Raw genomic sequence first — 24002 nt, 5'->3', positions numbered from 1 at the left:
GAGGAATCGAATTGATTGATATCCAAGAATTTTTTACACCGTTCGACGAACGAATAGACAAGTTCTTTCTTCCCTTGCGGGATATTCCCGCTGCGAATCAAATCCTATTCGCAGCATCCAACGTCGCGGACCACTCATTGATTTGGTTTACCTTAGCGGCAGCACGAGGTGTACGCAAAGGTGGCGCCAGCTATGCCACCAGGGCAGCTTTTGCGCTTTTGGCTGAATCAGTACTTGTGAATATGGGGATTAAAACAATATTTCGCCGCAAGCGTCCAGAATGGGAGGGAGAACGCCCTCACGAAATACGCCAACCACTGACGAGTTCATTTCCATCGGGCCATGCGAGCGCCGCGTTCACTAGTCTTATTATTCTGGGTGACAACGATCGTCTATGGCCAATCTATCTAGGTCTCGCACTTCTAATTGCGCCCTCACGAATTCACGTTCGTATGCACCATGCCTCTGATGTTCTTGCTGGCGCCATGGTCGGCATAGGCTATGGAATGCTGGTCAAAAAGGTATTTCCGATCTCAAAAAGTATAAAAATAGATTGAATCCAATCAACACAAGGTTGGGTATTCATTATTAAGCCCTCAGAGACAAAACAATATCTAAACAATTACCAAACAGAAAGAAGTTCAATGATTACAGCTGCCGGAGGTGTGGTTTTCCGAGAAGGAATTAACGGGTCGCTCGAGATCTGCCTAATTCACCGTCCTCGTTATGATGACTGGACGCTACCAAAGGGCAAAGTTGAAGTTGGCGAAACGCTAGCACAAGCTGCGTTACGCGAAGTTGAAGAAGAGACCGGGATTAAAGCAGAGATCGTCCAAGACCAAACTCAAGTAGTCAAATACCCCTTAGAAACCGACCTAGAAAAAGAAGTGCACTATTTCTTGATGAAATCACTCGTGCAAAATTTCACAAAAAATGAAGAGTCTGACGAATGCCTTTGGGTAGACGTTAATCTCGTGGAATCTAAATTGACATTCAGCCGAGATTTCGGAGTGATTACAGGCTTCGACCTACTCCTTGGGGAATATTAGAGGGACAATTAGGGATTAGAAACATATGACAAAAATAACCAAATTTTCGGTCAACTTCGACTATCGATGCCCTTTCGCTCGCAACATGAACGAGCACGTTGTAACCGCCCTCAAAGAGGGGGCCGACTTTGACGTCAGTTTCATACCGTTCAATCTGTCACAGGTTCACGTTGAAGAAGGCGAGCCATCTATTTGGGAAGACCCTGACAAAACAGATGACCTTTTGGCAAACGAGGTTGGCTACATTGTCTCAAAACTCTATCCCACAGAGTTCCCAAGTGTTCACCTAGCACTATTCGCCCTTCGGCACGAACAGGCCAAGAGCTTAAAAAACTTCGGCGAAATCGCAAATCTCCTTGAAGAACATGGGGTTAACCCCGCACGAATCCAAAGCGAGCTCGACAACCACACCTACTCGAGAGAGGTGCAGAAACTCCATGAAACCCAAGTCAAAGAGCTCAAAATATTCGGCGTACCCACAATTTTCTCTGACGATCAAGCTGCATTTGTAAGGATTATGACAAGACCGCTCAGCTCCTCGGAATCATCCACAACCATCATCGAAAGAGTTCTAGATCAGATCTTCAACCATCCAGAGCTAAATGAAGTGAAACATACAACCGTTGCTCGATAGGATTGCTTAAACCCCATTTTTATGACAAATCGCACCACCTTATAAATCAACGTGGGCGATTTGTCATTTATCAAGCGCGATTGAGTTGTGCGCGATAACATTCGCTCATGGAAATTGAGAATAAAGTAGTCCTTGTAACTGGAGCTGGATCAGGTATTGGCCGTGCTATTGCATTAGCATGCGGCATGGAAAACCCCAGTGCTGTTATCTGTGTCGATAAAAACACCGCAAATGTCGAAAAGACAGTCAGTCAACTACGAGAAACCAAAACCACAGCATATGCAGAGACGATCGACCTGACAGATCTTTCGGCGATAGCTGACCTTGGTGAAAAAGTTCTCAAGCGCCATGGCGTCGTCGACATACTCTTTTCCAATGCTGGCGTCTCGTTTGCAGGTGATCTCGAAACTTCAGAGGAGGATTGGGAGACTTCGTGGAATGTAAACCTTATGGCTCAAGTCCGTACGGCAAAGGCACTCTTGCCAGCAATGATCTCTAACGGAGGAGGGTACATAGTCAATACAGCGTCCGCTGCTGGTTTACTCACCAACCTTGGTGCCCTCTCTTATGCAGTAACCAAACATGCATCTGTTGCTCTGTCAGAATGGATAGCGATCAACCATCGGCCAGACAATATCCGAGTTAGCGTTTTATGCCCCATGGGAGTCCGTACCAACATGCTCTTTCCAGATGACGACAGGACAGCGTCTTCAAAGGCCGAGTCGCTTGCACAGCGAGCAGTTCTAGATGCCGGCGATATCCTCGACCCCTCACAAGTAGCCGAGGTTGTAATAGCCGCAGTAAAGGCAGAAGAATTCCTAATCTTGCCGCATAAAGATGTTCTTGGATTTTACAGCTTCCGTGCTAACAACACTCAGAAATGGATTACCTCCATGGCCAAATACCAGGAACAGATCTCAAAATAGGTCTAATCTGCCCCGTTCGTCAGAATCATTTAGAACAACAATAAAGGCCCATACGCCCACAAAGCCGCGCTAAATGATTCTGCCGATGCTTCTTTATGGATCAGCCTAACCCGACGCTAGCGATCTCTGCATTCAACGCCTAAGAGTTCGCCAACCTAAATCGAAGAGCTGCCTCTTGGTGTGAATTATCATTTGTTTCCACAGAGAGACTCTTCGAGGTCTTGAAGTGACCTGCTGGCCGAGCGAGAACATCATGGACCTTTTCAAGATTTGCAGATGCTAAAGCGGCATTCCAAGCCACACCGAGAAGTCTCACCCGCTGAACGTGCCACCCCGGGAACGATCTCTCCAATTAAAGCCCTCATCCCCTTGGTTGCTATCGAAACCGAACCAACTCAATTCAATGCACCTTCGCTCAAAGCTAAGACGACCTCTGATTGCGCCGCGGTCTGATTCGAACTAGCACCGATAGTGCTCGAGGTCTCCTTGATTGCTCGAGATTCTTACATTATCGAAAAGATCGAGTCAACAACACTATCGATTGTCACCGCTATCTTATCCTTGAAACGATTGAACGTAGAGCCAATCTCCCCGATCTCATCACATCTAGAGTTGTCCAAGTTGACCCCAAGGTCACCGTTGCCATTGGCAAGTTCCCCCAGAAAATTAGATAGATCATTCAGCGGGACATGAATAACCCTTCGATATCCAACATTAAGAAATCCGAGCAAGAAAAGCAATAGGACCGCATCTATCGCTACCATTGCGATGTCGACAGTTTGACTTGTGACCATCGACGCTAAGGCTCTATTAGATATAGCAATTGACTCCTTCTCTACCGTAGCCATTGCTGGCATGATGTCAGTTAACGGCTAAAGATTACCCAGCGTTTGGGTGCATGAAGCTTGTTGAATTTCGTCAGCGCCCAAATCAGCGATGAACTGCTCGCTATATCGATTATCAGAGTTAATATCGCGCTTTACACGGTCCAAGAGTAACCAAAGTGAATGACTAGGAGCCAGATTAAGCGAAGCCATTAACTCATTAAGAATTAGAGTCCTCGCCTCTTGAGAGTGAGGTACAGTCTTGGAGATCAGCTGAGTTCGGGTGAGCTTGGCTGGATGAGGTTGCCGCTACCAATACAGCCTTATTCATCTGATCGTCGTAGTTGTAAAAGTCGCGCTCCATCTTCAAGACCTGCGATGAAAGACCTTCTGATTTGGTGCAGTAGTAGGCAACCGATAACGCTAACTACAAAGAGTCTAGAAAAACCGAGAGCGAACCCACCAGTGCCAATAGTGCTGCAACACCCAACCCCGCCCGTACTTTGTAGTCAATATTCCTCCGAACGCTAATAGTTGCTTTCACCAATTTCCATAGTTAAAATCCTGATCAAATCAATCACTTACTACCTTTCGGACTCTCCTGATTAGAACTTTATGCATTTAGCCTGAATTATCTAATTCTGTACAAGAAATAAATCATGAAAGAGAATTCATTTATTCTTCTTTATTCTTCTCAAAAACATTAGAAAATTCTCACTTAACGCTCATGGTTAAAGGCTCTTAGTCGACGACAATCAATATGTGACCAAAAATGGTCGAAACAATCGACTAGGTAAGACCCGGAGGGCAATTTGAAAGTCTCTAACCCGATTAAAGTTTTAGTTTCAGCTGGAGGTGGACTAGGTGCAATATTAGCACTGCATCAAGCGCAGGTCTCGTTTTCAAGCACCAATACCGCATCAACGAAACCAGTCGACCCCGTTGCAGCACAAAAAGCCCAGGTAGCTTCCATTCAAAAAGCAATAAGCACCCTAAGTCAGCAAGAACAAGCCGTACAAGCGCAATTAACCCAGACCAAAAGTCAACTTGCCGCCAAGCAAGCAGCTGTAGCTGCTGCCAGTCAGGCAGCCATTGCCGCCCAAAACCAAGCTCAAGCTCAAGCTCAAGCTGCAGCCGCGAGAGCAGCGGCATCCGCCTCGGTGGCCGCTCAACCCATAACACAATTTGTCGCTTCATCGCCGACGGCTTCGGGAGGCGCACCGGCTGCTACCACCAAGGCTTCCTCGCACAAGTCAGATGATGGGGGCGGCGATTCAGGTGGAGACAATTAATCTGTGAGGAAAGTACTGGACGAAAAGGCTCGCAAAAAGAGAAATACCAAGATAAAAAATACGGCGAGACGTGTTGTTCCCTTCATGATAATCGCACCAGCCTCGGTGATCGGAGCTCATGTAGGCGTTGACTTCGTATCAACGCCTACACACCTATATCCGCTCAACCTTAGCGCTAGCGCTAAAGCCGCAGCAGCGGCCGCCCAAAAAGCTACCGCGTCCATCAATCAAGTAGCCCAAGAGGTCAACAAGACCGCAAATGCACTTGCTGGGGTGGCTAATCAAAGCGCGGGAAACCAAAGTGCTATAGGTGCAATCCAAAATGGAATCACTCAAATTCAAAATACACCCGTACCGACTCTCGGCCCTCTCGCATCTCCTGCTCAAAATTCACAAGCCACATCTGCTCCCAGAGCTGCCGGCGGCGCGTCAACGCCATCAGCGAACTCACCAGCGCCGGTGATTAGAATCCCGACTGCTCAAATTCCTGCTGCAACCACTAGGGCAAGCCTCCTGGGATGACTGATAAACCAGTCGCAGGGCCAATTCAAAAGTGGACGATTCGTGCCATGGGATCAATTTTTAATTTTCAAGCAAAGATTACCGAAACACAAAAGGATTCTCTATCTAAATCGACATCAATTGCATTAGAAGAGATGGAACAATCCTGGAGCCGCTTTCGAGATAGTTCAGAATTGTCGATTTTGAATGAATACTCCCTTCTTGAAAATCCATCGAAATACTTCAAGACGGCGATCTTCGAGGCAATTAGCTCGAATAAAGTCACAAGCGGACTCTTTGAGCCAAGAATCCTAGGAGCGCTCAAAAAAACCGGGTATTTGGTTAGCTTCGAATTGATGGACCTCGAGATAAATGACCCATCAAGCATGAAAGACACCTCCTCAAAGACAACTTCCCGAAGATTGAATGCCTTGGAGAAAGAGATCTTTTATGACCTAGATCATGATCTGCTCCTAAAAGATGGACCTCCTCTAGATTTTGGCGGAATTGGCAAAGGGCTTGCACTTAGGAATCTAAGTCGGCTCCTTAAGGATTTCTCTGGATCTTCACCCCACTTGATTGAGGCCGGAGGAGATATCGTAACCTTTGTCGGGAACTACCCCGAGGAACCTTGGTTTGTTGATATCGAAAATCCATTCTCTGTTGAAAACCTCCCACTAATGGTTCGTCTAGGGAACAACTCTGTCGCTACCTCATCCACGAAGATACGATCATGGCGCCTAAACGGCACACAAAAACACCACTTAATCGATCCAGCTACCATGGACTCCTCGGATTCGGACTTAGTCTCGGTAAGTGTCATTGGAAAAGACCCAGCACATGCTGAGGTTTGGTCCAAGAGCCTTTTTCTCCTAGGTTCCAAGAAAGCCCTCGAGCAAGCAGCTTTTCGGAAGATTAGCGCATTCATGATCACCTCGAAAAAACAAATTCTCTACTCAAAAAAGTTTGCTGGGTCAATGGAAGTTCGAAGCAAAGATCAATCATCAGTTCCTATCGCGGCAGTCCATGATATATCGCTCCCCTATTTTGCATATAGCGTCGGACTTGCGAAATAAAACTGCTATGCATTAGCTTCTTGTCGATAAGAACTTATCTCGCTAATCCCTCAAGTCGATAATACCCACGATACAAGTAGGAAAATATGGCCACTTCGACCAACGATGATCAAAAAAATAGTCTTGAAGAGATAGAAGAAGATTCTCCATCTATACTTTTCGCGGTAATCGTCGGCTCAGTCTCAGTTGTAGGAGGCTTTGAGCTAGTACACTGGCTAGGCGCCAAAGCAAAGCCGACACTTGCGCCATGGTTAATAGCTAGAGGCACAGGGTTAGCGCTAGTAATAATAACGAGTCTTTTGGTTGCAGTCGGGCTATGGATGGTCCACCCCAAACGCAACAAACGAAAGAGTTTCCCACATATAATTACATTGAATTCAGCTCACAAAAGTCTTGCCGGGGTTGGATCGGTGCTCCTCTTTTTGCACGTTAGCTCGATAATCGCTGACAGTTTCGCCAAGGTCGGCCTGCTGGGCGCGTTCGTACCCCTCAAGTCAGCCTATCGGCCAATTCCCGTAGCTCTTGGGACTGTCGCTCTTTACCTGTGCTTAGCAGTAGGTTTCACCGCATGGCTAAAGGTAAGAACCAAGCTCTTCAACTGGAAGATGGTTCATCGTTTCGCAATCGCTGCCTATTGCTTAATCCTTGTACATGGAATCACTGCCGGCAGTGACACCGTATTAGTTTCTGGCATATATGTTGCAAGTGCCATTGTCATCACCATATTGGCAACCACTAGGTACCTCTTTGACCATAAGGAACATCAAAAGCAAGCGGCCACCGCCAAAAACTGATAACTAAAAGCGCATCCGCTAAAGAGTAATCTTGCTCGGCACCCAGGGCAATAACTAAGGACGACCCTCCTGTGCCAGATCTATTTGCCACGCGCTAACCCATCTTTCGCCAAATAGCATGGTTCAAAACAAATAGCATGGTTCAAAAAAAGGCCCGCAGGGCGCTAGCGGTCTCCTCAGGTGTGACATCGACCATAAGTTCGCTATAGAGCTTTTCAAAATAGGTCACATCGGATCGATAATAACTCTCTGGGTTCGATCGAGCCACGATTCTAAAGAGTGGATTCGCCGAAATCTCTCTAGCATCAGGGCCGCCCCCAGTCAACGCGAAATTAAAACTCGATAAGTTCCAATTTGCATATGCCGAGATGATCTTAGAAATTCCAAGAGCAAGATCAGATAGATCGATCGGATCTATCTGAGGTATATCACCTTGTCGAAGAATAACGCCCCAAACCTCACGAAAGCCTGATGGAGCAAAAGGGGCAAAAAACGCAACATTTCCAATTGAACCGACGTAGCGCTCTCCAAGATGGATCTCGGCCTCGACCAGATCCTCCATCAGACTTCTTCCGAATCGCTCCTTGTGCAACGCCATCTCCTGTATCAAATGGCCCTGATGGCTAAGTGGCATGTAGTCATGGGAAGATTGCAGATGGGGATGGATGAGCGAACTTCCCGAAGAAGGCAGATAGTTCGCATTGATTGAGCTATAGACCGCTTTGTGGTCATAATCCCTAATAGCCCTAGCATGTCGAACCATCGCCGAAAAGGCGTTGCCAACGACACTATGGTCAAACTCGTCGATAGGCACAAAGTGCCTAGATGTATCATATATCCCAACTGAAGAGTAGGTCGAGTAAGCAAGAATATTGGGGACTACTAGTGCATTTCCTACGCGTATCCTTCCTTCGGCAACCATCTCACTTGGGAACGGAAAGGTGTACTTCTCATATGCACCAGGACAGAATGGACAAAATCCCCCGACCTTAGTCAGCTCACTCACATCAACCTTAACCTCAGGCTGCAACTTAGCTCCAACTACAAAACGTGCGCGACCTTTGAAGATGGGGTCGATTCGCTGAATAAGAGGAATCTCCGTAAATCTACCCCCGTTGGTCAAATCTGGGACCTTACCAACGGTATCTATCTGTGAGAACTCAATATTATTTACCGTTTTAACGACTCTCTGCATCTATCTCCCCAACGCTTTGTACCACTCCCCCTTTGCCAAAAAATTCAAAAGAGAAAGTGGCAATACTATAGCCAAAGTTAGTAAATAATTTATAAACAGACTTGAATTACCCAAAACCCCGATTGCACTGCCACGATAATTGGGGTCTTTACCTACAGCAGTTGAGGTCTCGTTGCTCGCCCAAAAAAGGTGGTTTTGGCCCGCAAAGACACCCTGCATAAGGCTCTCGGGTTACAATTTGGTCAATTAGTTTGCTATAAAACGACTTAATCCACCTATTCCACTAGGCACATGAGGGGGGGGCCGAATGCATTAGTAACTTACATAGATTAATATTAAGATAAATTGTAGATATGTCATTATCCAAGATCAAAGATGTTTCAAAGCTAAGGCATCTTTTGGACGCAGTTCTAGTTGTCGAAAGGGATCTATCGCTTACGGTAGTTCTAAAAACACTCGTGCGCGAAAGTGCGACATTAGTCAATGCGCGCTATGGCGCATTAGGCGTTCTCGATCCTTCAGGTACATCATTGGTTGAATTTATTACATTTGGTATGGACGAAACTGACGAATCCAAGATTGGAGACCGTCCCAAGGGCCACGGAGTCCTTGGCCTATTGATTTCGCAGTCGCAACCACTGAGAATTGACGAACTCCAAAAACACCCCGATAGCTTCGGTTTTCCTCCGTTGCACCCTAGGATGACGAGTTTTCTCGGACTTCCCATCATGGTCGGGGAGCGCAACTTCGGCAACCTCTATCTAACTAACAAGATCGACAATTCAGAGTTCGACCAAGAAGACGAAATACTTGCTGGATATCTAGCGAGAGCAGCTGGAATTGCAATCGAGAACGCTCGTCTTCATTCAGCAGTCGCCGACTTCGCACTCAGAGCAGATAGAGAACGCATTGCCCGGGAACTCCACGACGAAATAATCCAAAGACTCTTTGCAATAGGACTCTCCCTCCAAGCCACGATACGACTAGTCGCCGAGGAGGATGCAAACGAGCGCATCCAAGGTGCAATCGATGACCTAGACGAGGCGATTAAAAAGATAAGAGCCACCATCTTTGCGCTCGAAACGACAAGGACTCGCCAACAATACTCATTCCGCGCACAGGTTCTAGCACTTACCAAAGAGCTGCATCCAGTTTTAGGCTTTGAAGCGAGCGTCTCTTTCACCGGACCTATTGACACAATGGTAACCAATAAGTTAGCGACCAATGGCCTCTCGGTCCTTAGAGAGGCTATCTCTAATATCGCCAAGCATTCAAGAGCATCCCAAGTACAGATCAGTATTTCAGCCTCAAACCAGCTAGTCATTGTGGTTGAAGACAACGGCGTGGGACTTGATCCATCCGGTTCGGCGGCCTCCAAAGGTCTAAAAAATATGGCGGCACGCGCCTTCGAACTTGGTGGCACACTAGAACTCCGTCCCTCTCAGACACTCAAAGGTGCCTGTCTTGAATGGAGAGTTCCCTTCTTACAAGTAGATGATCTTGCAACCCAATAATCACCAAGGCGCATTTCTTTGTCCTATTTGCCGACCATCTCTTTTGGAGTTTTGCCGATCTCAAAGCTAGATCGGCCCTACATTCGTATTGGCACTTTTCTAATTGGCCACAAACCCTCTAAGCGCCTTGCGTTTTGTTCTTACCCCACGATTGGTACAGGTAGAGGTGATCATCTTTCGTTTCTAAATTGGAATATCATTATCTTGGCAAACGATGGCAGATAGTAGTCCAAATGTGATCGGAAAACTCCGCTTCTTTAGAATCTCACCAAGTTACCTGCCTTCTTTGACCACAATAGCTCTGTGAGATTTAGCCAACTCCAAGTGGCTCAACGTTGACATGTGAGACATTGGAATCTAAGGTCTTGAAGTTTGGACGATCAAAGAGAGTGACCCCTGGCAGTTTCGCCTTGCATCATCGAGCCCATAGGGCCAAGAGTAAGCTTGTGATACCATCGCGTTCCCTTCTTGATCACTAAAACATATGGGGTTTTGACGAGAAAGCCAAAAGTATTCGCCTGGTTTAGGTATTGAAATATTGGTCAGCACATCAGTTGGGCCACTCAAGCAAGATACCAGCTTATTTAGTGAAGCGCATATTGAAAAAGGCTGGCGATCGTGAGTAATATTGCTAGTTTTGAGCCAGAACTTCCACCTAGTCGCATCAGAACAAAGCTGCCATATCCACACTGGTCGGATCATTGTGCTACTTTGCTTTGCCTAGAAGTATTGTCGATCTCTAAAATTAGACTGAGATTAGTATCGAATTTCAAAAAGTGACACAGATCTAGGTCCTTGATATTTTTCAAAATGGAGTACTTTGCTTTCAATTGCCAAACGAGATGTTCCTTTCGACGTAACGGCCGCCTTCGACCTTCTAATTCCACCATCGCGCTTTAACAACACCCGATTTGATAACTATTTCCCGAACCCCAACTACGAGAGTCAGAGCTTGGCCAAAAAGGTCACTAGCGAGTTCATATTGACAAAGACAAAAATGCCAAGGCGAACAGTAATTGGCTCCTTGGGCCTAAAAGCCCAGCCCAAACCGGGGAAAGGCCTCTATCTAGATGGAGGGTTCGGTGTTGGCAAGACACACCTTTTAGGATCGATGTGGCAAGCTTGCACTGCACCAAAAGCATTTATAAGTTTTGTTGACTTAGTGAACGTAGTTGGAGCCTTTGGCTTTGAGGCTTCCGTCGAAAAGCTATCCGAACTATCGTTCCTGGCAATAGATGAATTCGAACTTGACGATCCAGGCGACACCGTCCTTATCTCTAATCTCCTCAATCGAATAATTCGCCGAGGGGTCGACATCGCCACGACTTCCAATACGCTACCGGACAAATTGGGACAAGGACGCTTTGCGGCCGACGACTTCCTTCGAGAGATTCAAGGGCTAGCCGCCCACTTTGAGGTATTAACCATTGACGGCCCCGATTATCGAGCAACCGAGCTTCATATCGAAGATGAACCGCGCTCTAGTGACGACCTGGTAACGATGGCGGCTTCAATGCCCAACCAAAGCGCAGTCTCATCCGACAGCCTTTTTGGTCTACTGGAAGCCCTAACAAGGCTACACCCAATTATGTATTCCCGCCTTTTAGAGGGCTTAGCTCTCGTAATCGTAACTGAGGCTAAGACAATTGATTCATTAGCTGCCGGCCTGCGATTTGTAACATTCACCGATCGTGCCTACGAGCATGGAATACCAATTATGATCGGAGACACATCCCTAAATGGCCTCTTCTCAGCTTCAATTCTATCGAGTGGCTATCGCAAGAAATTCGGCCGAGCACTATCTCGCCTCTCACAACTTCGCGACGAAGGAGAGCGCGTCGCCGCACCGATCTAAAACCTTCAAAAAATGACCTCGCAATAACTCATTGAAAGATAAATATTGAGCCAATCCAAAAGGGTAACTAAACCCCGCTCTATTGGTATACGATAGAGAGTCCTCCTCATTCATAACAAATCGTCTAGGACTATCAAAATAGAAGAAAGAGGCGCCTTCAACATGAATCTCATATTCCCCGAAGCCTCACCAATAATCGGAAGTGATGAAGCTTCCATAGGATCACTTGAGAAGATCTATGCACCGATCACTTGCATCGATGGTGACCACTGGAGAGCCAATATGGTCTCTTCCTTAAACGGGTCAATTGAAAAAAACGGCCGATCAGCAGGCCTCTCCACACATGCAGACCGAAAAGTCTTCTCTATAATTCGCGCCTTCTCCGACGCGGTTGTAATTGGTGCGAATACCGCAATCATCGAAGAGTATACATCCCTACCACAGACACCCGATGCGCTCATGCACCTACGGCGAATCAACACATCCCCACAACTCGTCGTGGTAGGTAGAGATCTAAATAAGATTCGTGACTCCAAGCTCATTGAGTCAAAAGATCAAATAACTCTAGTGACATCTAATTCTCAAAAATCACAATGCGCTGGGCTTTTACGCACCTTCCTCGTCGAACCACAACTCCTTCTTCTTGGAGAAAAAGAACCAGACCTAAACCTACTACGGAAATGGCTGAGACAAAACAATCTCATCCGCATAACGCTCGAAGGTGGTCCATCTTTCTTGAAGCTGGCCTTTTCACACAAACTTATAGATGAAATCGCCCTAACAATCGTTCCCAAATTAGAGATATCTTCCCATGGTGGATTCTTGGGACTTGGAGAGCAGATCCCGGGATCCGAATTAGAACTTCTGTCAATCCTAGAAGACCACGGAACTCTACTCATGAGGTACAGGGTCATTGCCAGTTAACTAAAGTAAACTTCGGCTATGATCATCATTGGTAGATATCGTTTCCACTCTAGCCAAAGGCGCGAACTTAGCCATGCTTATCAATATGCTCCCTAAACGCAGAAAGCCAATGTCAAAAGAGGAATTTCTTAGCGCGGTTATCGATCTGACTAAGAACTCAAATAACGAATATAGCTTTGATCAAGCAACAATGACCCTCGCGTGGACTGATGGACCGTCTGTAGAGACCACCTGGGAACGACTTCAAAATCCAAACGGATGGAAAGCAATTGTAGGGGTTCCATCCGATTCAAAACAAGGTGAAAATGTCCCGCCATCTACATTGTTTATAGATCGCTCCTTCTCGCCGCGCACGGTATGTTCGTCATTGGTACGGTTTTATGGATCTAAATCAAGATACCCTGATTTGAATTCCACCTCGGACATGGACTATATCTACGGAATACTGCGCCTAGATGTGACGCTAGAACACTTCAAGATCGTTGATGCAATAACCAACGCCCTTTTAGAAAGAACCACAAAGTTGCCTAGTGACACCCAAGGGTATCTCGAAGCGGCAAATCTAGCTTTAAAAGAAGTTGGCTATGAGGCCCTCTGGGCGAAGGCATTCAACACCATCGACTAAAAGCGGTCCCAGCCACAGTGAAACCGCTTTGTCATGGCAATAATCTAGGTTGGCTCCCAATAAACCCTAGATCTCTATTTCTCAAACGTATTTCTTCACTTTCTCTTTAATAGAGAAGAAGAATAGTCTCGAAAAGAGATCTCTCTTCGATGGGGCTCGACCCCCTATTCGCTCGAGCCAGGAGCCAAAGATAGAGCCGCTTCATAGGTATCAATACCGAATGGCAGAACGGCAAGTGCAGCTACATCAACCCCGGCGCCAAAATATTCCGCTATGCGAGCTTTACATTGACTCGGCGTCCCACTCACTATTAACTGGTCAACTATCTCTTCGGGAATTGCAGCCAAGGCACCCTTTCGATCGCCACTATCCCATAGTCTCCACATCTGTTCCAGAGCTTCCCCACGGCCTAGCCATCGATGAAAATCTGCGTAAACACCCACGTTAAGGTAGGCAGCTATAGCTCTTCGCCCCGCGTCTAACAGTAGATTCCGTTCAACTCCCGGAGCGACAAAGATGCGAGCCACAATCTCCTTATTCTCGCCTACGAACGGAACGACCTTGGCAACGTCCGCGGGCGATAGCCAATTAATTATTGCACCATCTGACTCGCGACCCGCCATAGCTAACATCTGAGGCCGCAGGGCAGCTATCAATATCTTGGGTGGCACGGTAGGCGGTTGAGCAAGGCGAAAACCCGAGATCTCAAAGGTGTCAAACTTCCGGTCCACCTTCCCACCTTCAAAAGCTTCTCGCAAAAAGCGGGCGATATCTCTCGTTTTATAATAGGGTCGCACAAACTCCGATGCATTCCACTTGGAGACGATTACATCTGATGAAGATCCAATTCCCAAGTAAAAGCGTCCCGGTGCTAGTTCGGCCAAAGCTGCTGCGGACATTGCCATAGTCGCTGGCCCTCTGGTAAAGGCTGGAACTATAGCGGTGCCCAAGTTGAAAGTTGGCTCCCATTCATTTGCAAGAATCAACGGCGTGAATGCATCATACTGGCCGACTTCAGCACTCCATAGATCTTCGTAGCCTACTTCACGAAGTCGCCTAATTGCTTCACGTTGCTCCCCGAGTGGAATTCGATCCAAGGGAATTGTAAGTCCATATCTAGCCATAGATCCATGCTAGGTTAGATCGAAGATTCAAATGGGCCGAAATAAAAGTTTTGGACCGAACTGACCCACCTATCAAAGAGATCCCAGATTATTGCGACCAAAAGTCAAATTGACCCTCGCCGACTCCAATTGCCATCCACAAGAAACACTCGTTTTTCAAAGATCTTGCCATATAGATTTGAAAAACCAATAAGTCTAAAATGAGACATTACGGCCGCCTTGCCATATCCCACAAGGCAAAACGATTAAATTAGCCAACTCGTGCATTCTGATCAGCTTCTTATCCAAGTCGCGAAAAGATATGAACCTTGAATAATCCTAAAGAGATAGCTCATCATGGTCACCAGGGGTCCGAACCTAATTCAGTCCAAAGGAATAGATGGAATTGGAATTATAGAGCCATCGGGGGTGACATAGGCAAGAGCCATCTCGGTCGGTGCCGAAGATCGAAGGGTAAACAGATCGGGAAAGCCAACAGAGTTAGTGGTTGGAAATAGCTGCACGCTCGATGGAGACGGGACAACGCCAATGCCGGCATTGGCGTCAATTCCACTCTGTTTTGAGGAGGGAGCCTGACCATCGACGAAGGCCTTAGAAAATAGCGCTGTCTGTGAACCCCTTGCAGAGACAACCTGACCTCCTCCATAATAGAGCGCGAGTTGGTTATACTTGGCGCCAAAGGGGCTTATGTCAAGCATCGAGAGCCACGAGGGCCAATAACTACCATAGCCACTCTCAATGAAATACCCATTCAGGGGACCTAAATCCGAACCGGCCAAAGTTGCCAGCGCAGCCACCGTATAATTCGAATGAACTCGAACGAAGAAAAAAGAGCCCACTGGTACACTCGCCACCGCCTTCAATGGGACGACAAGAGAGCTCTGAGGCGGAACTGTCTCGGAAATAGTTGATACCTTCGCCCCATGGCCTATCGCCGGGGCCTTAACAGTAGTTTGAGCACTTAAAGTCTTGATTGAGATCAACACATTCTTTTGACTTGAAGAGAGGTTTTCCAAATTCAAGTCGACGCTCTGGTTGGCGGTCTGAACCAGAAGTGGAAAGTCAGTGTTTGCAAAGATCTCAGGGGTAGTACTCGCAAAAACCATCCCATTGGCCTTTGAGTCTGAGCGCACCTCGAAGCCACCGGCTACAATTCTTCCGATTCGAGTTTGAATTGAGGCTGTAATTGCAGGGGTATTTTGAAACCAATCGGCCAATCTAACGTCGATCGAAGAAAATGCTGGGACTACTACAGCCTGAAGCGGACCTGGATCAACTGGCCCTGTCGGTGTCACAAAGCTAATATCTACAATTGCATCCGTAGCGAACGGGTTGAAGATCGACAGAAATCCCTTAGAGGCCGAGACCGTATTAAAACCTTGAACGATCCAGGTAGGGCCAGGCGATGGCTGACAGAATCCTTCGGCATTACTGCTGGGCAGGGAGGCAACTAGCGAGACCAGATCGGCTCCACCTGTAAAATCAGCTGAAACCCCCGTTGCGCTCTTATAAAGTCCACGCATTCCAAAACGTCTAAGGGACCCTCCAGGAATCTTCATCTTCAGATGCTTGGCCTTAGCGTTTTTGCTATAGATGTATATTGAAGCAGTCTGAGAAAACTTCGAAGTATTGGTCAAGACCAAAGAGAGCGATCTCTTGCCAAAATACTTAGCCTGAGGAAGCGAGCAGTACCACGTTGAGGAGTCAGACGCGACCGGAGAGACCGAAAAAGAAGGTACGAACTGCGACTGTTTGACTAGCACCCTGCTGGATGCACTGTTAGCAAAGACGACGCCAATCAGCAAAACCGCCAAGAAAATGCCGACAATACCCTCACGTCTATGTAGTCGAAAAAACTTTCTTATGAAATCCACGACTACAACGTCTCTAGGTGAAAAAGAGGCGAAGGTCTCCACTGAATCAATTGAAAAATCATCTATGCACCTCTAGATCGGATTTTGGATTCTCAATGGTATTCTCACCAATTCCAGATGCACCTTGGTTTCTTTGGTCCCTTTGGGTAGCTAGCGACACTCTTACCCTAGTAACAACCCGAGACGAGATAAAACCGCCACCAAAGACTAAGTCAACAAAGCCAAGCCAAACTAGGACCTCGAAAGATCCTAAAAACAGTGGCCATGAAGCAGACGGGCCATGAGGAGATGGGAAGTGTGCTATCTTCCTACCATGCACGACATAACCTGTTACGCTTGGATCGGTCAAGACTTGGATCAAGTCCTTCTGTCTTGAAAGCGTAAGAGTCACCCGAGCAACAGCAGGTGATACCCCAGACTGCGGATAGATCAGATTTCCGATGCCCTCACTCGCAAGATAGGATCCCAGCCGAATTGTCTCGAAAGAAGATGCTCGAGCTAAACCGGCTTGAACACCCCCATACTTGCCAAGTTGAATCGGTGTGTAGACGTTCTCAAAAGACAGGCTATGAGAGTTGGTCACTGCTAGGCCGACACCTGAGTCAAACCACCAACTACCTGCTGGAATTGCAGCTGGATCTCCAATCCACAGAAGGCGCGAAGATGCGATCTTAGATGATGTAGACCATCCCAATGTAGACCCATAGCCACTCACAGGCAGACCCAACCGACCACCTGATATGGGAGCTCCCACCCCAAATGAAGCCACCAAAAGGCCAATCACTGAAAGTGCGCCGGCAATTTGACGAACTCCGAAGGTCTCTCTGGGGAGGTCTCGATAGAGGCCATCTACGCCATTAGCAGTTGAATATGCGACGATCGCCGCCAGGAACGGCATAAGAAAGGCGAGGGGAATCGGATCCGACCCAAAGCCACCACCATTAGATCCTATGATAAAAGCGACAAAGACGATCGCAAGAATCAAAGCTCGGATCGACCGACGTGTTCTTAGACCTCTTGTAAAAATGGGGGAAAGTATCACGCTCAAAAGCGAGAGGATGGCAAACGAATTAATCATCGCTCCTCCCGAAACTGAGAAGTCAAAGATCGACCGAACCGCTAAATCAAAGGGGGGCTCGGCCCCAAATAGAGACGCCACAGTTGCGCCCGAATGGATGTATCCTAAAAACCAAGTCGCATTCGCGACTAAAGCGACCCCAGCAATACCAAAAAGAAAACGCAACATCGATCGAATTTGAGCCATCGAATGGCGCTCAAAGACAGTCGACGCTATCACCGCCAACGTCAGGATCAAAAATACAATAAAAAAAGCCGGCGCGATAGAGGTCGCTATAGCGACGATGAATGCGCCTCTAAAGAACGATCGAGCACGAATCTTCGAACCAGGCGCTAACTCCTCTTGGAAATCCAATACGATACCCAAAATCCACGGTGCAAAGGCAAACGTTACGAGGCCAAAGAGAGTGCCGACTGAGATCAGTCCAGTCAATATTCCAGTTGAAAAATACGAAAGCATAGCGATCGAAGCTGAAAGCGGGTTGCGATATCGTGCACCCAGTCGAAAGGCGCCGAAGAGGCCTGTTGCAACCAAACCAATCAAGAAAAGGTGATAGAAGAGACCGGTTGCCCCAAAGAAGAATGTTCCGATCACGCCCAACCATAGATAGCCAGCTGGAACTGAGGTAGGCGATATTGTAGAGGAAGACAACGACCCTGAAAAGAAGTCAGACAACAGACTTGTCCCATGTGGGAATGGCTCAAACTGGCCAAACACAGGTAGATTTGAAAACAAGACGTGGCGCCCCGCGACAAGTATAAAGACGAGGATCAGACCCTGGATTACGCGAGCAAACCTACGTTGTACATATCGCGTCGCCAAAGATGTAGGATCGATGGCGTCTTCGCTCAGATTCTCTTTCTCTAAAAAAGCGCCTCGATCGTTGCGTTTTGACCGCTCAACTTCATACCTAATTTGAGCACGTGTGTTCCTCTGATGCGCAAAAAAAGCCGACAATCGAGCCGATCCTCGCGCCAACTTTAGAGTCATATCTCTAAAATCTAAAAGACGCGACTGAGCACCGACCTCCCATCGAACCGATTGAGTCGGTGATTTTTTTGCTCCGTCCCTGAGGCCTTTCAGTATGGCCCTAGCGGTACGCCATCGGCCAGAAACTGCGAAATATGCAGCCTCTAAGAGTGCAAGCAGCCAAAGTTGGATCTTTGAATACCGACGAGCAAAGCCAGAGGAGTTGTTTACTATGCATCGCATCTGATTTGCACGAACGTAATAGGATCGCTCGGCGCGACGCAATTTACGCCTTATGGGTTGAAACTTCGAATTGACATAGGCGCCATCAACACCATTGACCAAGACCCCCATGTGGCGGACTTTGGCATAAGAAGATGCAATTACGCGAGCCCCAGCCAATTGCGCACGATAGGAGAGCTCCACGTCTTCGCCAAAGAGGTAGATCTCAGGGTCGAAGCCGCCCAGAACATTAAAGAGATCGTATCGCACCAACATCGCAGCACCCGGAGCCGCAAAGACCTCTTCAACGATAGGAAACTGATCCTGGTCGAGATCGCCAACGTCGATTCGTGATCGCAATGCTGCCGTGCGGTCAACGTCAAAACCCAATGAGGTAATTCGATCAGGATAAGACCAGCTAACGATCTTTGGAGCCACTATCGAGGCGTTCATCCGCAGTGCATCTTCGACCATAATTGAAATTGCATCTGGCGCTACCGCCGCGTCATCGTGACATATCATTAGATATGTCGCTGAGGTAACATTCCTCACCGCAGCATCCACTGCAGCACTAAAACCTAGATTTGTCTCGTTTCGAAGAAAAAGAGCATTTGGGAGCGATGCCCCCACCCTTTGGGCGAGAGTCACTCTTGAACCGTTGTCAACGATAATTACTGAAAAATTCGGGTAGTCTGAGGCCACAATTGCTTGAAGCGACTCTTCGAACCAATCACCGGGGTCATTGGCTACCATGACTACTACAACTAAAGGCGGAACTGCCATATCGAACTAAATAGGCTAGCTTGTCGATTCGCCAATGCCCACACAAAGTGGGGAGCGAAAGTGCTTTGTTTGAGTTATGCTGGCAAACAAGGACATAAATTTGTTTGGAAAATTGATTTCTGGATTACTGATCGACAAAAAGTGAGGTTCAAATGGCCAAAAGCCCTTCCGATGAACTAAAGGATTTGACGTATTCAACCGTAGGCTTTGCTCTTTTAGGACTCCAGCGTCTTATGGTGGCACGCAACGACCTATCAAAGAGCGTAAATCGGGCTATAGGCGATCTTGCCAATATGACAGAACATCTAATAGGGTTTCGTCGAGACTGAATTTCGCTTCGAAGTCAAGATCCCGAATCAACTTTGAACTATCTCCAACTAGTCGCGCAACCTCAACCGGTCGGACCAAGGTGGGGTCGGTGGTCAACTTTATCTCAACGCCCAAAAGGTCAATCATGCGATTTATAAGATCCAAGACCATGACTCCGCGACCAGACGAGATATTGTAGAGGCTGTTTGCCTCTCCTTTTAAGGCTAAATCGACGTACGCTCGAACCACATCACGGACATCCAGAAAGTCTCTGACTGCATCAAGATTACCGACGGGAATCGATGAGCCTCCATCGCGCTTTGCCTGGCAAAGTCTCCTGGCAATCGCAGCGACTAAGAAGTTATCCGATTGATTGGGGCCAATATGATTAAACGGGCGTGCAACTATCGCATCCAGCCCATAGGCACGACCATATTGCAGGACAAAGGTCTCCCCGCATAGCTTCGAAGCGGCATAAGGGCTAAGCGGCATCGGCGAGACTTTCTCGTCCACCTTGTCAAGCTCTTTATGGTTGCCATACACCTCCGAAGAAGAGACATATACAAAACGAAGTTTCACATTCCTAGTGGCGATAGCTCTAAGAATATTGAGCGTTCCACCAGCATTTATCGACAGATACCTCTCTGGCTCGCGCCAGGAGGTTCCGACATGGCTCAATGCGGCAAGGTGAAAAACCACCATCTCGCCACCAAGATCAACAAAACTTTCGATTTCAGAACTAATGACCTCAAAGTCACAGATATCGCTATCAGGCGTCAACTCCGTGGCTTCAATTCCTCTTTGGCGAAGTTCCCCCAGGAGATATGGTCCGACAAATCCTCTGCTTCCAGTTACAAGCGCGCGCAAATTCTCCCCCGACATTTCAAATTGATAGAATACTACGATAGAGCTCTAAGTGCCGTTGTCCACTTATGGTCCATGAATACTTCGCTAGGAGTTCATCCTTGGAGCTAAGGCCTAATGATCTATCCCTCTCACCACCACCGAAGTGGTCATAGACCCCTATTATCGCCTTAGCGATCTCATCGGTATCATAGGGATTCACAAGATAAGTCGATTCATTTGCATATTCGGCCATCGCAGAATCAACTGACGTTATCAGCTTTGACCCCATAGCCAACGCTTCTAAACCCGGAAGGCCAAATCCCTCCTCGAGAGAGGGATAGAGTGTTGCAACCGAGCCGGCATAGAGCGAACCCAAATCGGCGTCAGAGACATATCCCAAAACCCTGATTTTACCGCTCTTCACGAAGGGCTCCAAGGTGGCAAAGAATTTCGAATTTCGCCAACCACTCAATCCTGCAATAACAAATTGAAGGCCGGGGATCTTTGTAGATGCGAAGGCATCAAGGATGCGCCCTAAATTTTTACGCGGCTCGATTGTGCCACAATAAAAGAGGTATTCATCTGATATTCCATGGCTTAGCTTAGTTACCGCAATCGATTCAGAAGAGACTACCCCAAATTGACTTACGTCCACTCCATGAGGGATGACCACTCGCTCCCCACTGTTAGGATAGAAAAGTTCAAAGCGGTCTCTGGCGAATTGAGATGGGAAGATCAATGCATCTGCCCGCTTGGCCGCCTTAGCGATTGCATGACGAAAAAAGCCCACTTTAGTGCGCTCGTGCCACTCTGGATGATCGATAAAGGTTGTGTCGTGAACCGTTACAACCACTCTTCCACCAAATGGCTCTGGCGAAGTATAGTGAATTCCGTGGTGCAATTTAACATTTCTTCGCCGAAGTTGCGAAGCCATGAATAGGCGTTCGTAGGCTAAGCGACTAACGCGACCATTTGGCACCAACTCAGCAAACCTTAAAGTCGGAATCAGAGCCGTCATACGATCGCCATCACCGCTTCTAGTAATCCCCAGAAACGAAAGTGTCTCTTGGTCATTTTGATCCAATACTGCCTTTAGCATCTCGATGCCATACCGGCCAGCGCCAGTTAGGCGATTAGGAATTGCACTCAGGTCGATCGAGATCAGCCCCTCCATTGAATATATTCCTTTGGCTCTATCTCATAAATCATTCGGTCTCCTGCGATCTCTCTATATGCCATAGAACTGCCTACCTATAGTCAAGGCCGATTGCGACCATTTCATGGCAGAAATTGTGATCAAACCTTCACGAACGACCCTAGAAGAAACCTTCGAATCGGTCACTACCTCAACGATTCCTCTTGAGATATCCTCAATCGAATATGGGTCAACTATTACAGAATTCTCAGATGAGGTTGAGGGCAACAAGGATGCGACCACCGGGGTAGCAGATGCCATCGCCTCAATCGGTGGAAGGCCAAACCCCTCGAAAAATGGAACATAGACAAGGGCGCTCGCCCGTTGGTAAAGGCCGGCCAGTATCGAAGCGTCCACCCTACCAACGAGGTGGACACCCTTGGTGGGCGCTATGGCCTCTCCCCAACCACTAGGACCAACTACCACCAGAGGAAACTCACCCCCGAGAAGCGGCCGAGCCATTTGAAGAGCCTTTATAACCCGGTGAAGATTTTTCCTAGGCTCCATCGTGCCCACAGACAAAATAAACGGGGAGGATACTCCGACCCTGCGCAACAGGTCATCGGCTCCGAGTAGGTCGGCGATGGGCAGATGGTCCGAACCAGGCGGAACAAGAGTAATTCGATCTCGGTCAAAGCCTGCATCGACAAGGTCGTCCAAAGATCGATTAGAGATTGTAATAACAGAAGAAGTTGAATTCAAAATCTTCTGAAGTCGAGCTTCGTGCCAAACAACTCCACGAGGAGTCAACGTCTCAGGCACGATTCTATGAGCTAGGTCATAGATGGTATAAACCTTGGAACTTGGGCCACCTCGCAGGGGTCCTGCAATGGAAAGGCTCAACAACCTATCAAAACCCTTTGGTGTCGAAAAGTTGCTATAGTCCCATAGTCGATTGAGAATGCGGTTGTGGACAATGGCATTGGAGTACTTGACTCCGTATTCCCCAAATGGATCCGGTGACGATCCCTGCCATTTGGATCCAAAGATCTCACAATCCACCCCTGATCTAATCAGAAGTGGGGCCAACTCAGCCAAAATATTATGAGTAAAGGCCCCAATTCCACCCGGCACTATGGCGTGTAGCTGCTCTGGGATAATAAGGAGTCGCCCATTTTGAGTCAGATTCGCCACATTGCCCCTCTCTTGTGTCTCAATCTCCAAAGCCTCAACTCTTTTGGACCTCAATAGCTTTCAAATAGATATCTCTAAGCCCTAGAGCGCACTTTGCCCAGGTATATCTACCAACGCGCTCAGTTCCACGAATTCGAAGCTGCGCAACTAATCGATCGTCGTTCGTCATTACTTCAATCCTCTCACCAAGACCATTCGCATCACCCACATCGAAATAATCGACCGCGTCACCAAGTACCTCTGGGAGAGATCCCGCCCTAGAGGAGATCACAGGAACCCCCATGGTCATCGCCTCAATGGGCGGAAGTCCAAAACCCTCATAGATTGACGAATAGACAAAGACCGACGCTTTTGAGAGGAGCCATCTGCGCATCGCAGAAGTTACATAACCCGGTAGAACTATTCGATCCGCAAATGGAGACCTGGAAATCCTCTCTTCAACTTCGTCGGATCCCCATCCCGGACCACCGGCGATCACGAGCATCAAATCCTCATTTGCCCGTGCGGCAACCTCAAATCCTCCAATCAGAGTTAGAAAGTCTTTCCGCGGTTCAATCGTGCCTAAACCCAAAACAAACGGGCGCCCATTCAATGCGACCCCTTCTAGGGCTGGATCAAAGTGATCGTCACTCACACGAGCTGACCCCGCCGCCAGCTCGTGAAGCTGAGCAACACCAGGTGCCACTGCTATAACTCGTTCACGATCAACTCTAAAATACTCAACAACTTGCTCAGCGATAAATTCGCTGTGGGTGTGGACCAAAGCGCCATTTTCTATCGCCCGCCCCACCAATCGGGGGAAGGCTAGCGTGGCAGGTTCGGCCAAAGAAGGATACAAAAGTGGCGTAAGGTCGTGAACCGTAACAACTCTGGCGGCCCTCGCGCTAGGAGGTACCACGAAGTTCGATCCATGAACTACATCTAGGCTCCCAACGAAGAGTTCAATTGGAGGGAAGTTAACCTTCGACCAGAGCTTCTGAAGCGGTCGGGCGGGCATTGGTAGTTGTTTTGACGGCGCAACTCCGCCTAGAGCGGCTGGCAACCGACCTCTATTCCTCCACGTAACCGCAAATGTCCTTAGATCAACCCCTTCAAGGGAATCGAGACTGCGAATTGCTCCAGAGCAAAACTCCCCGACTCCGGTTCTAGGCCCCAACAATGGCGTGGCATCAAATCCCACTTTTATCATGACTTTTACAATCTCGTTCGCAAAACCTTAGTAACGTAAAGATAATCGCCCACCTAGTCAAAAAAGACAA

Annotated in this window: 23 protein-coding genes; 12 read left to right on the top strand and 11 right to left on the bottom strand. The window is 47.7% G+C overall.

Translation table 11 applies throughout. The annotated features are described in order from the left end of the window. Nucleotides 1-11: 11 nt before the first annotated feature. The 4 genes from ACIDITHRIX25_RS000000101240 (at nucleotide 12) to ACIDITHRIX25_RS000000101225 (ending at nucleotide 2609) form a co-directional block, all read left to right on the top strand. The gene (locus ACIDITHRIX25_RS000000101240; protein WP_201732014.1) at nucleotides 12-557 is read left to right on the top strand and encodes a phosphatase PAP2 family protein; all 546 of its coding nucleotides are present in this window, start codon (nucleotides 12-14) and stop codon (nucleotides 555-557) included. A gap of 87 nt (nucleotides 558-644) precedes the next feature. Next, the gene (locus ACIDITHRIX25_RS000000101235) at nucleotides 645-1049 is read left to right on the top strand and encodes an NUDIX hydrolase (RefSeq protein WP_052604478.1); all 405 of its coding nucleotides are present in this window, start codon (nucleotides 645-647) and stop codon (nucleotides 1047-1049) included. A gap of 25 nt (nucleotides 1050-1074) precedes the next feature. Then, on the top strand, nucleotides 1075-1683 hold the full coding sequence (locus ACIDITHRIX25_RS000000101230; RefSeq protein WP_201732013.1) for a DsbA family protein: 609 nt from the start codon (nucleotides 1075-1077) through the stop codon (nucleotides 1681-1683). 107 nt (nucleotides 1684-1790) lie between these two features. After that, nucleotides 1791-2609 carry an SDR family oxidoreductase gene (locus ACIDITHRIX25_RS000000101225; protein ID WP_052604480.1) on the top strand — a complete coding sequence of 273 codons (819 nt, stop codon included), beginning with the start codon at nucleotides 1791-1793 and terminating at the stop codon, nucleotides 2607-2609. Nucleotides 2610-2748: 139 nt separating this feature from the next. Here the strand turns inward: ACIDITHRIX25_RS000000101225 and ACIDITHRIX25_RS000000101220 are convergent, their stop codons facing one another. From ACIDITHRIX25_RS000000101220 to ACIDITHRIX25_RS000000101210, 3 genes are all read right to left on the bottom strand, one after another. Beyond that, nucleotides 2749-2961 (bottom strand): hypothetical protein, encoded by a 213-nt coding sequence (locus ACIDITHRIX25_RS000000101220; protein ID WP_201732012.1) that lies wholly within the window; start codon nucleotides 2959-2961, stop codon nucleotides 2749-2751. Between the two features lie 151 nt (nucleotides 2962-3112). Next, on the bottom strand, nucleotides 3113-3457 hold the full coding sequence (locus ACIDITHRIX25_RS000000101215; RefSeq protein ID WP_213333479.1) for a HAMP domain-containing protein: 345 nt from the start codon (nucleotides 3455-3457) through the stop codon (nucleotides 3113-3115). 196 nt (nucleotides 3458-3653) lie between these two features. Further along, complete coding sequence (locus tag ACIDITHRIX25_RS000000101210) at nucleotides 3654-3797, bottom strand: hypothetical protein (RefSeq protein WP_201732010.1); 144 nt, start codon at nucleotides 3795-3797, stop codon at nucleotides 3654-3656. Between the two features lie 448 nt (nucleotides 3798-4245). Here ACIDITHRIX25_RS000000101210 and ACIDITHRIX25_RS000000101205 point away from each other — a divergent pair, with 448 nt between their 5' ends. The 4 genes from ACIDITHRIX25_RS000000101205 (at nucleotide 4246) to ACIDITHRIX25_RS000000101190 (ending at nucleotide 7096) form a co-directional block, all read left to right on the top strand. Then, complete coding sequence (locus tag ACIDITHRIX25_RS000000101205; protein ID WP_201732009.1) at nucleotides 4246-4725, top strand: hypothetical protein; 480 nt, start codon at nucleotides 4246-4248, stop codon at nucleotides 4723-4725. Between the two features lie 3 nt (nucleotides 4726-4728). Beyond that, nucleotides 4729-5247: a hypothetical protein gene (locus ACIDITHRIX25_RS000000101200; RefSeq protein WP_052604483.1), complete on the top strand. Its 519-nt coding sequence runs from the start codon at nucleotides 4729-4731 to the stop codon at nucleotides 5245-5247. Next, nucleotides 5244-6302: an FAD:protein FMN transferase gene (locus tag ACIDITHRIX25_RS000000101195; RefSeq protein WP_052604484.1), complete on the top strand. Its 1059-nt coding sequence runs from the start codon at nucleotides 5244-5246 to the stop codon at nucleotides 6300-6302. Before ACIDITHRIX25_RS000000101200 ends, ACIDITHRIX25_RS000000101195 begins: the two co-directional genes overlap by 4 nt. 86 nt (nucleotides 6303-6388) lie before the next feature. Continuing rightward, nucleotides 6389-7096, top strand: coding sequence for a hypothetical protein (locus ACIDITHRIX25_RS000000101190; RefSeq protein WP_201732008.1), 708 nt, complete (start codon nucleotides 6389-6391; stop codon nucleotides 7094-7096). Nucleotides 7097-7238: 142 nt separating this feature from the next. Here the strand turns inward: ACIDITHRIX25_RS000000101190 and ACIDITHRIX25_RS000000101185 are convergent, their stop codons facing one another. After that, entirely contained in the window at nucleotides 7239-8291 is a 1053-nt protein-coding gene (locus tag ACIDITHRIX25_RS000000101185) for a hypothetical protein (protein WP_201732007.1), read from the bottom strand. Between the two features lie 353 nt (nucleotides 8292-8644). Between ACIDITHRIX25_RS000000101185 and ACIDITHRIX25_RS000000101180 the strand changes: the two genes are divergently transcribed. The 4 genes from ACIDITHRIX25_RS000000101180 (at nucleotide 8645) to ACIDITHRIX25_RS000000101165 (ending at nucleotide 13209) form a co-directional block, all read left to right on the top strand. Continuing rightward, nucleotides 8645-9805: a GAF domain-containing sensor histidine kinase gene (locus ACIDITHRIX25_RS000000101180; protein ID WP_052604488.1), complete on the top strand. Its 1161-nt coding sequence runs from the start codon at nucleotides 8645-8647 to the stop codon at nucleotides 9803-9805. An 820-nt stretch (nucleotides 9806-10625) separates the two neighbouring features. After that, nucleotides 10626-11660 carry a cell division protein ZapE gene (gene zapE / locus ACIDITHRIX25_RS000000101175; protein WP_201732006.1) on the top strand — a complete coding sequence of 345 codons (1035 nt, stop codon included), beginning with the start codon at nucleotides 10626-10628 and terminating at the stop codon, nucleotides 11658-11660. Between the two features lie 162 nt (nucleotides 11661-11822). Continuing rightward, nucleotides 11823-12584, top strand: coding sequence for a dihydrofolate reductase family protein (locus tag ACIDITHRIX25_RS000000101170; RefSeq protein WP_052604491.1), 762 nt, complete (start codon nucleotides 11823-11825; stop codon nucleotides 12582-12584). 73 nt (nucleotides 12585-12657) lie between these two features. Further along, on the top strand, nucleotides 12658-13209 hold the full coding sequence (locus ACIDITHRIX25_RS000000101165; RefSeq protein ID WP_201732005.1) for a hypothetical protein: 552 nt from the start codon (nucleotides 12658-12660) through the stop codon (nucleotides 13207-13209). A 164-nt stretch (nucleotides 13210-13373) separates the two neighbouring features. Here ACIDITHRIX25_RS000000101165 and ACIDITHRIX25_RS000000101160 read toward each other — a convergent pair whose 3' ends face one another. The 7 genes from ACIDITHRIX25_RS000000101160 to ACIDITHRIX25_RS000000101130 all read right to left on the bottom strand — a co-directional run bounded on the left by ACIDITHRIX25_RS000000101160 (nucleotide 13374) and on the right by ACIDITHRIX25_RS000000101130 (nucleotide 23932). Further along, nucleotides 13374-14333 (bottom strand): LLM class F420-dependent oxidoreductase, encoded by a 960-nt coding sequence (locus tag ACIDITHRIX25_RS000000101160; RefSeq protein ID WP_052604493.1) that lies wholly within the window; start codon nucleotides 14331-14333, stop codon nucleotides 13374-13376. Nucleotides 14334-14695: 362 nt separating this feature from the next. After that, nucleotides 14696-16207, bottom strand: a complete 1512-nt coding sequence (locus ACIDITHRIX25_RS000000101155; RefSeq protein WP_201732004.1) for a DUF5719 family protein — start codon at nucleotides 16205-16207, stop codon at nucleotides 14696-14698. A gap of 58 nt (nucleotides 16208-16265) precedes the next feature. Next, a complete protein-coding gene (locus tag ACIDITHRIX25_RS000000101150) occupies nucleotides 16266-19259 on the bottom strand; it encodes a glycosyltransferase family 2 protein (protein WP_201732003.1) in 2994 nt (997 codons plus the stop codon). Nucleotides 19260-19532: 273 nt separating this feature from the next. After that, nucleotides 19533-20450 (bottom strand): GDP-mannose 4,6-dehydratase, encoded by a 918-nt coding sequence (locus tag ACIDITHRIX25_RS000000101145; RefSeq protein WP_052604496.1) that lies wholly within the window; start codon nucleotides 20448-20450, stop codon nucleotides 19533-19535. Between the two features lies 1 nt (nucleotide 20451). Further along, on the bottom strand, nucleotides 20452-21588 hold the full coding sequence (locus ACIDITHRIX25_RS000000101140) for a glycosyltransferase family 4 protein (protein ID WP_201732001.1): 1137 nt from the start codon (nucleotides 21586-21588) through the stop codon (nucleotides 20452-20454). Between the two features lie 54 nt (nucleotides 21589-21642). Further along, nucleotides 21643-22773, bottom strand: a complete 1131-nt coding sequence (locus ACIDITHRIX25_RS000000101135; RefSeq protein WP_052604498.1) for a glycosyltransferase family 4 protein — start codon at nucleotides 22771-22773, stop codon at nucleotides 21643-21645. A 4-nt stretch (nucleotides 22774-22777) separates the two neighbouring features. Then, entirely contained in the window at nucleotides 22778-23932 is a 1155-nt protein-coding gene (locus tag ACIDITHRIX25_RS000000101130; RefSeq protein ID WP_201732000.1) for a glycosyltransferase family 4 protein, read from the bottom strand. Between the last annotated feature and the right edge of the window lie 70 nt (nucleotides 23933-24002).

Source organism: Acidithrix sp. C25, from assembly GCF_904848545.2.
Note: the sequence above shows the minus strand (reverse complement) of the source record. Positions and strands in the feature narration are given on the sequence as shown.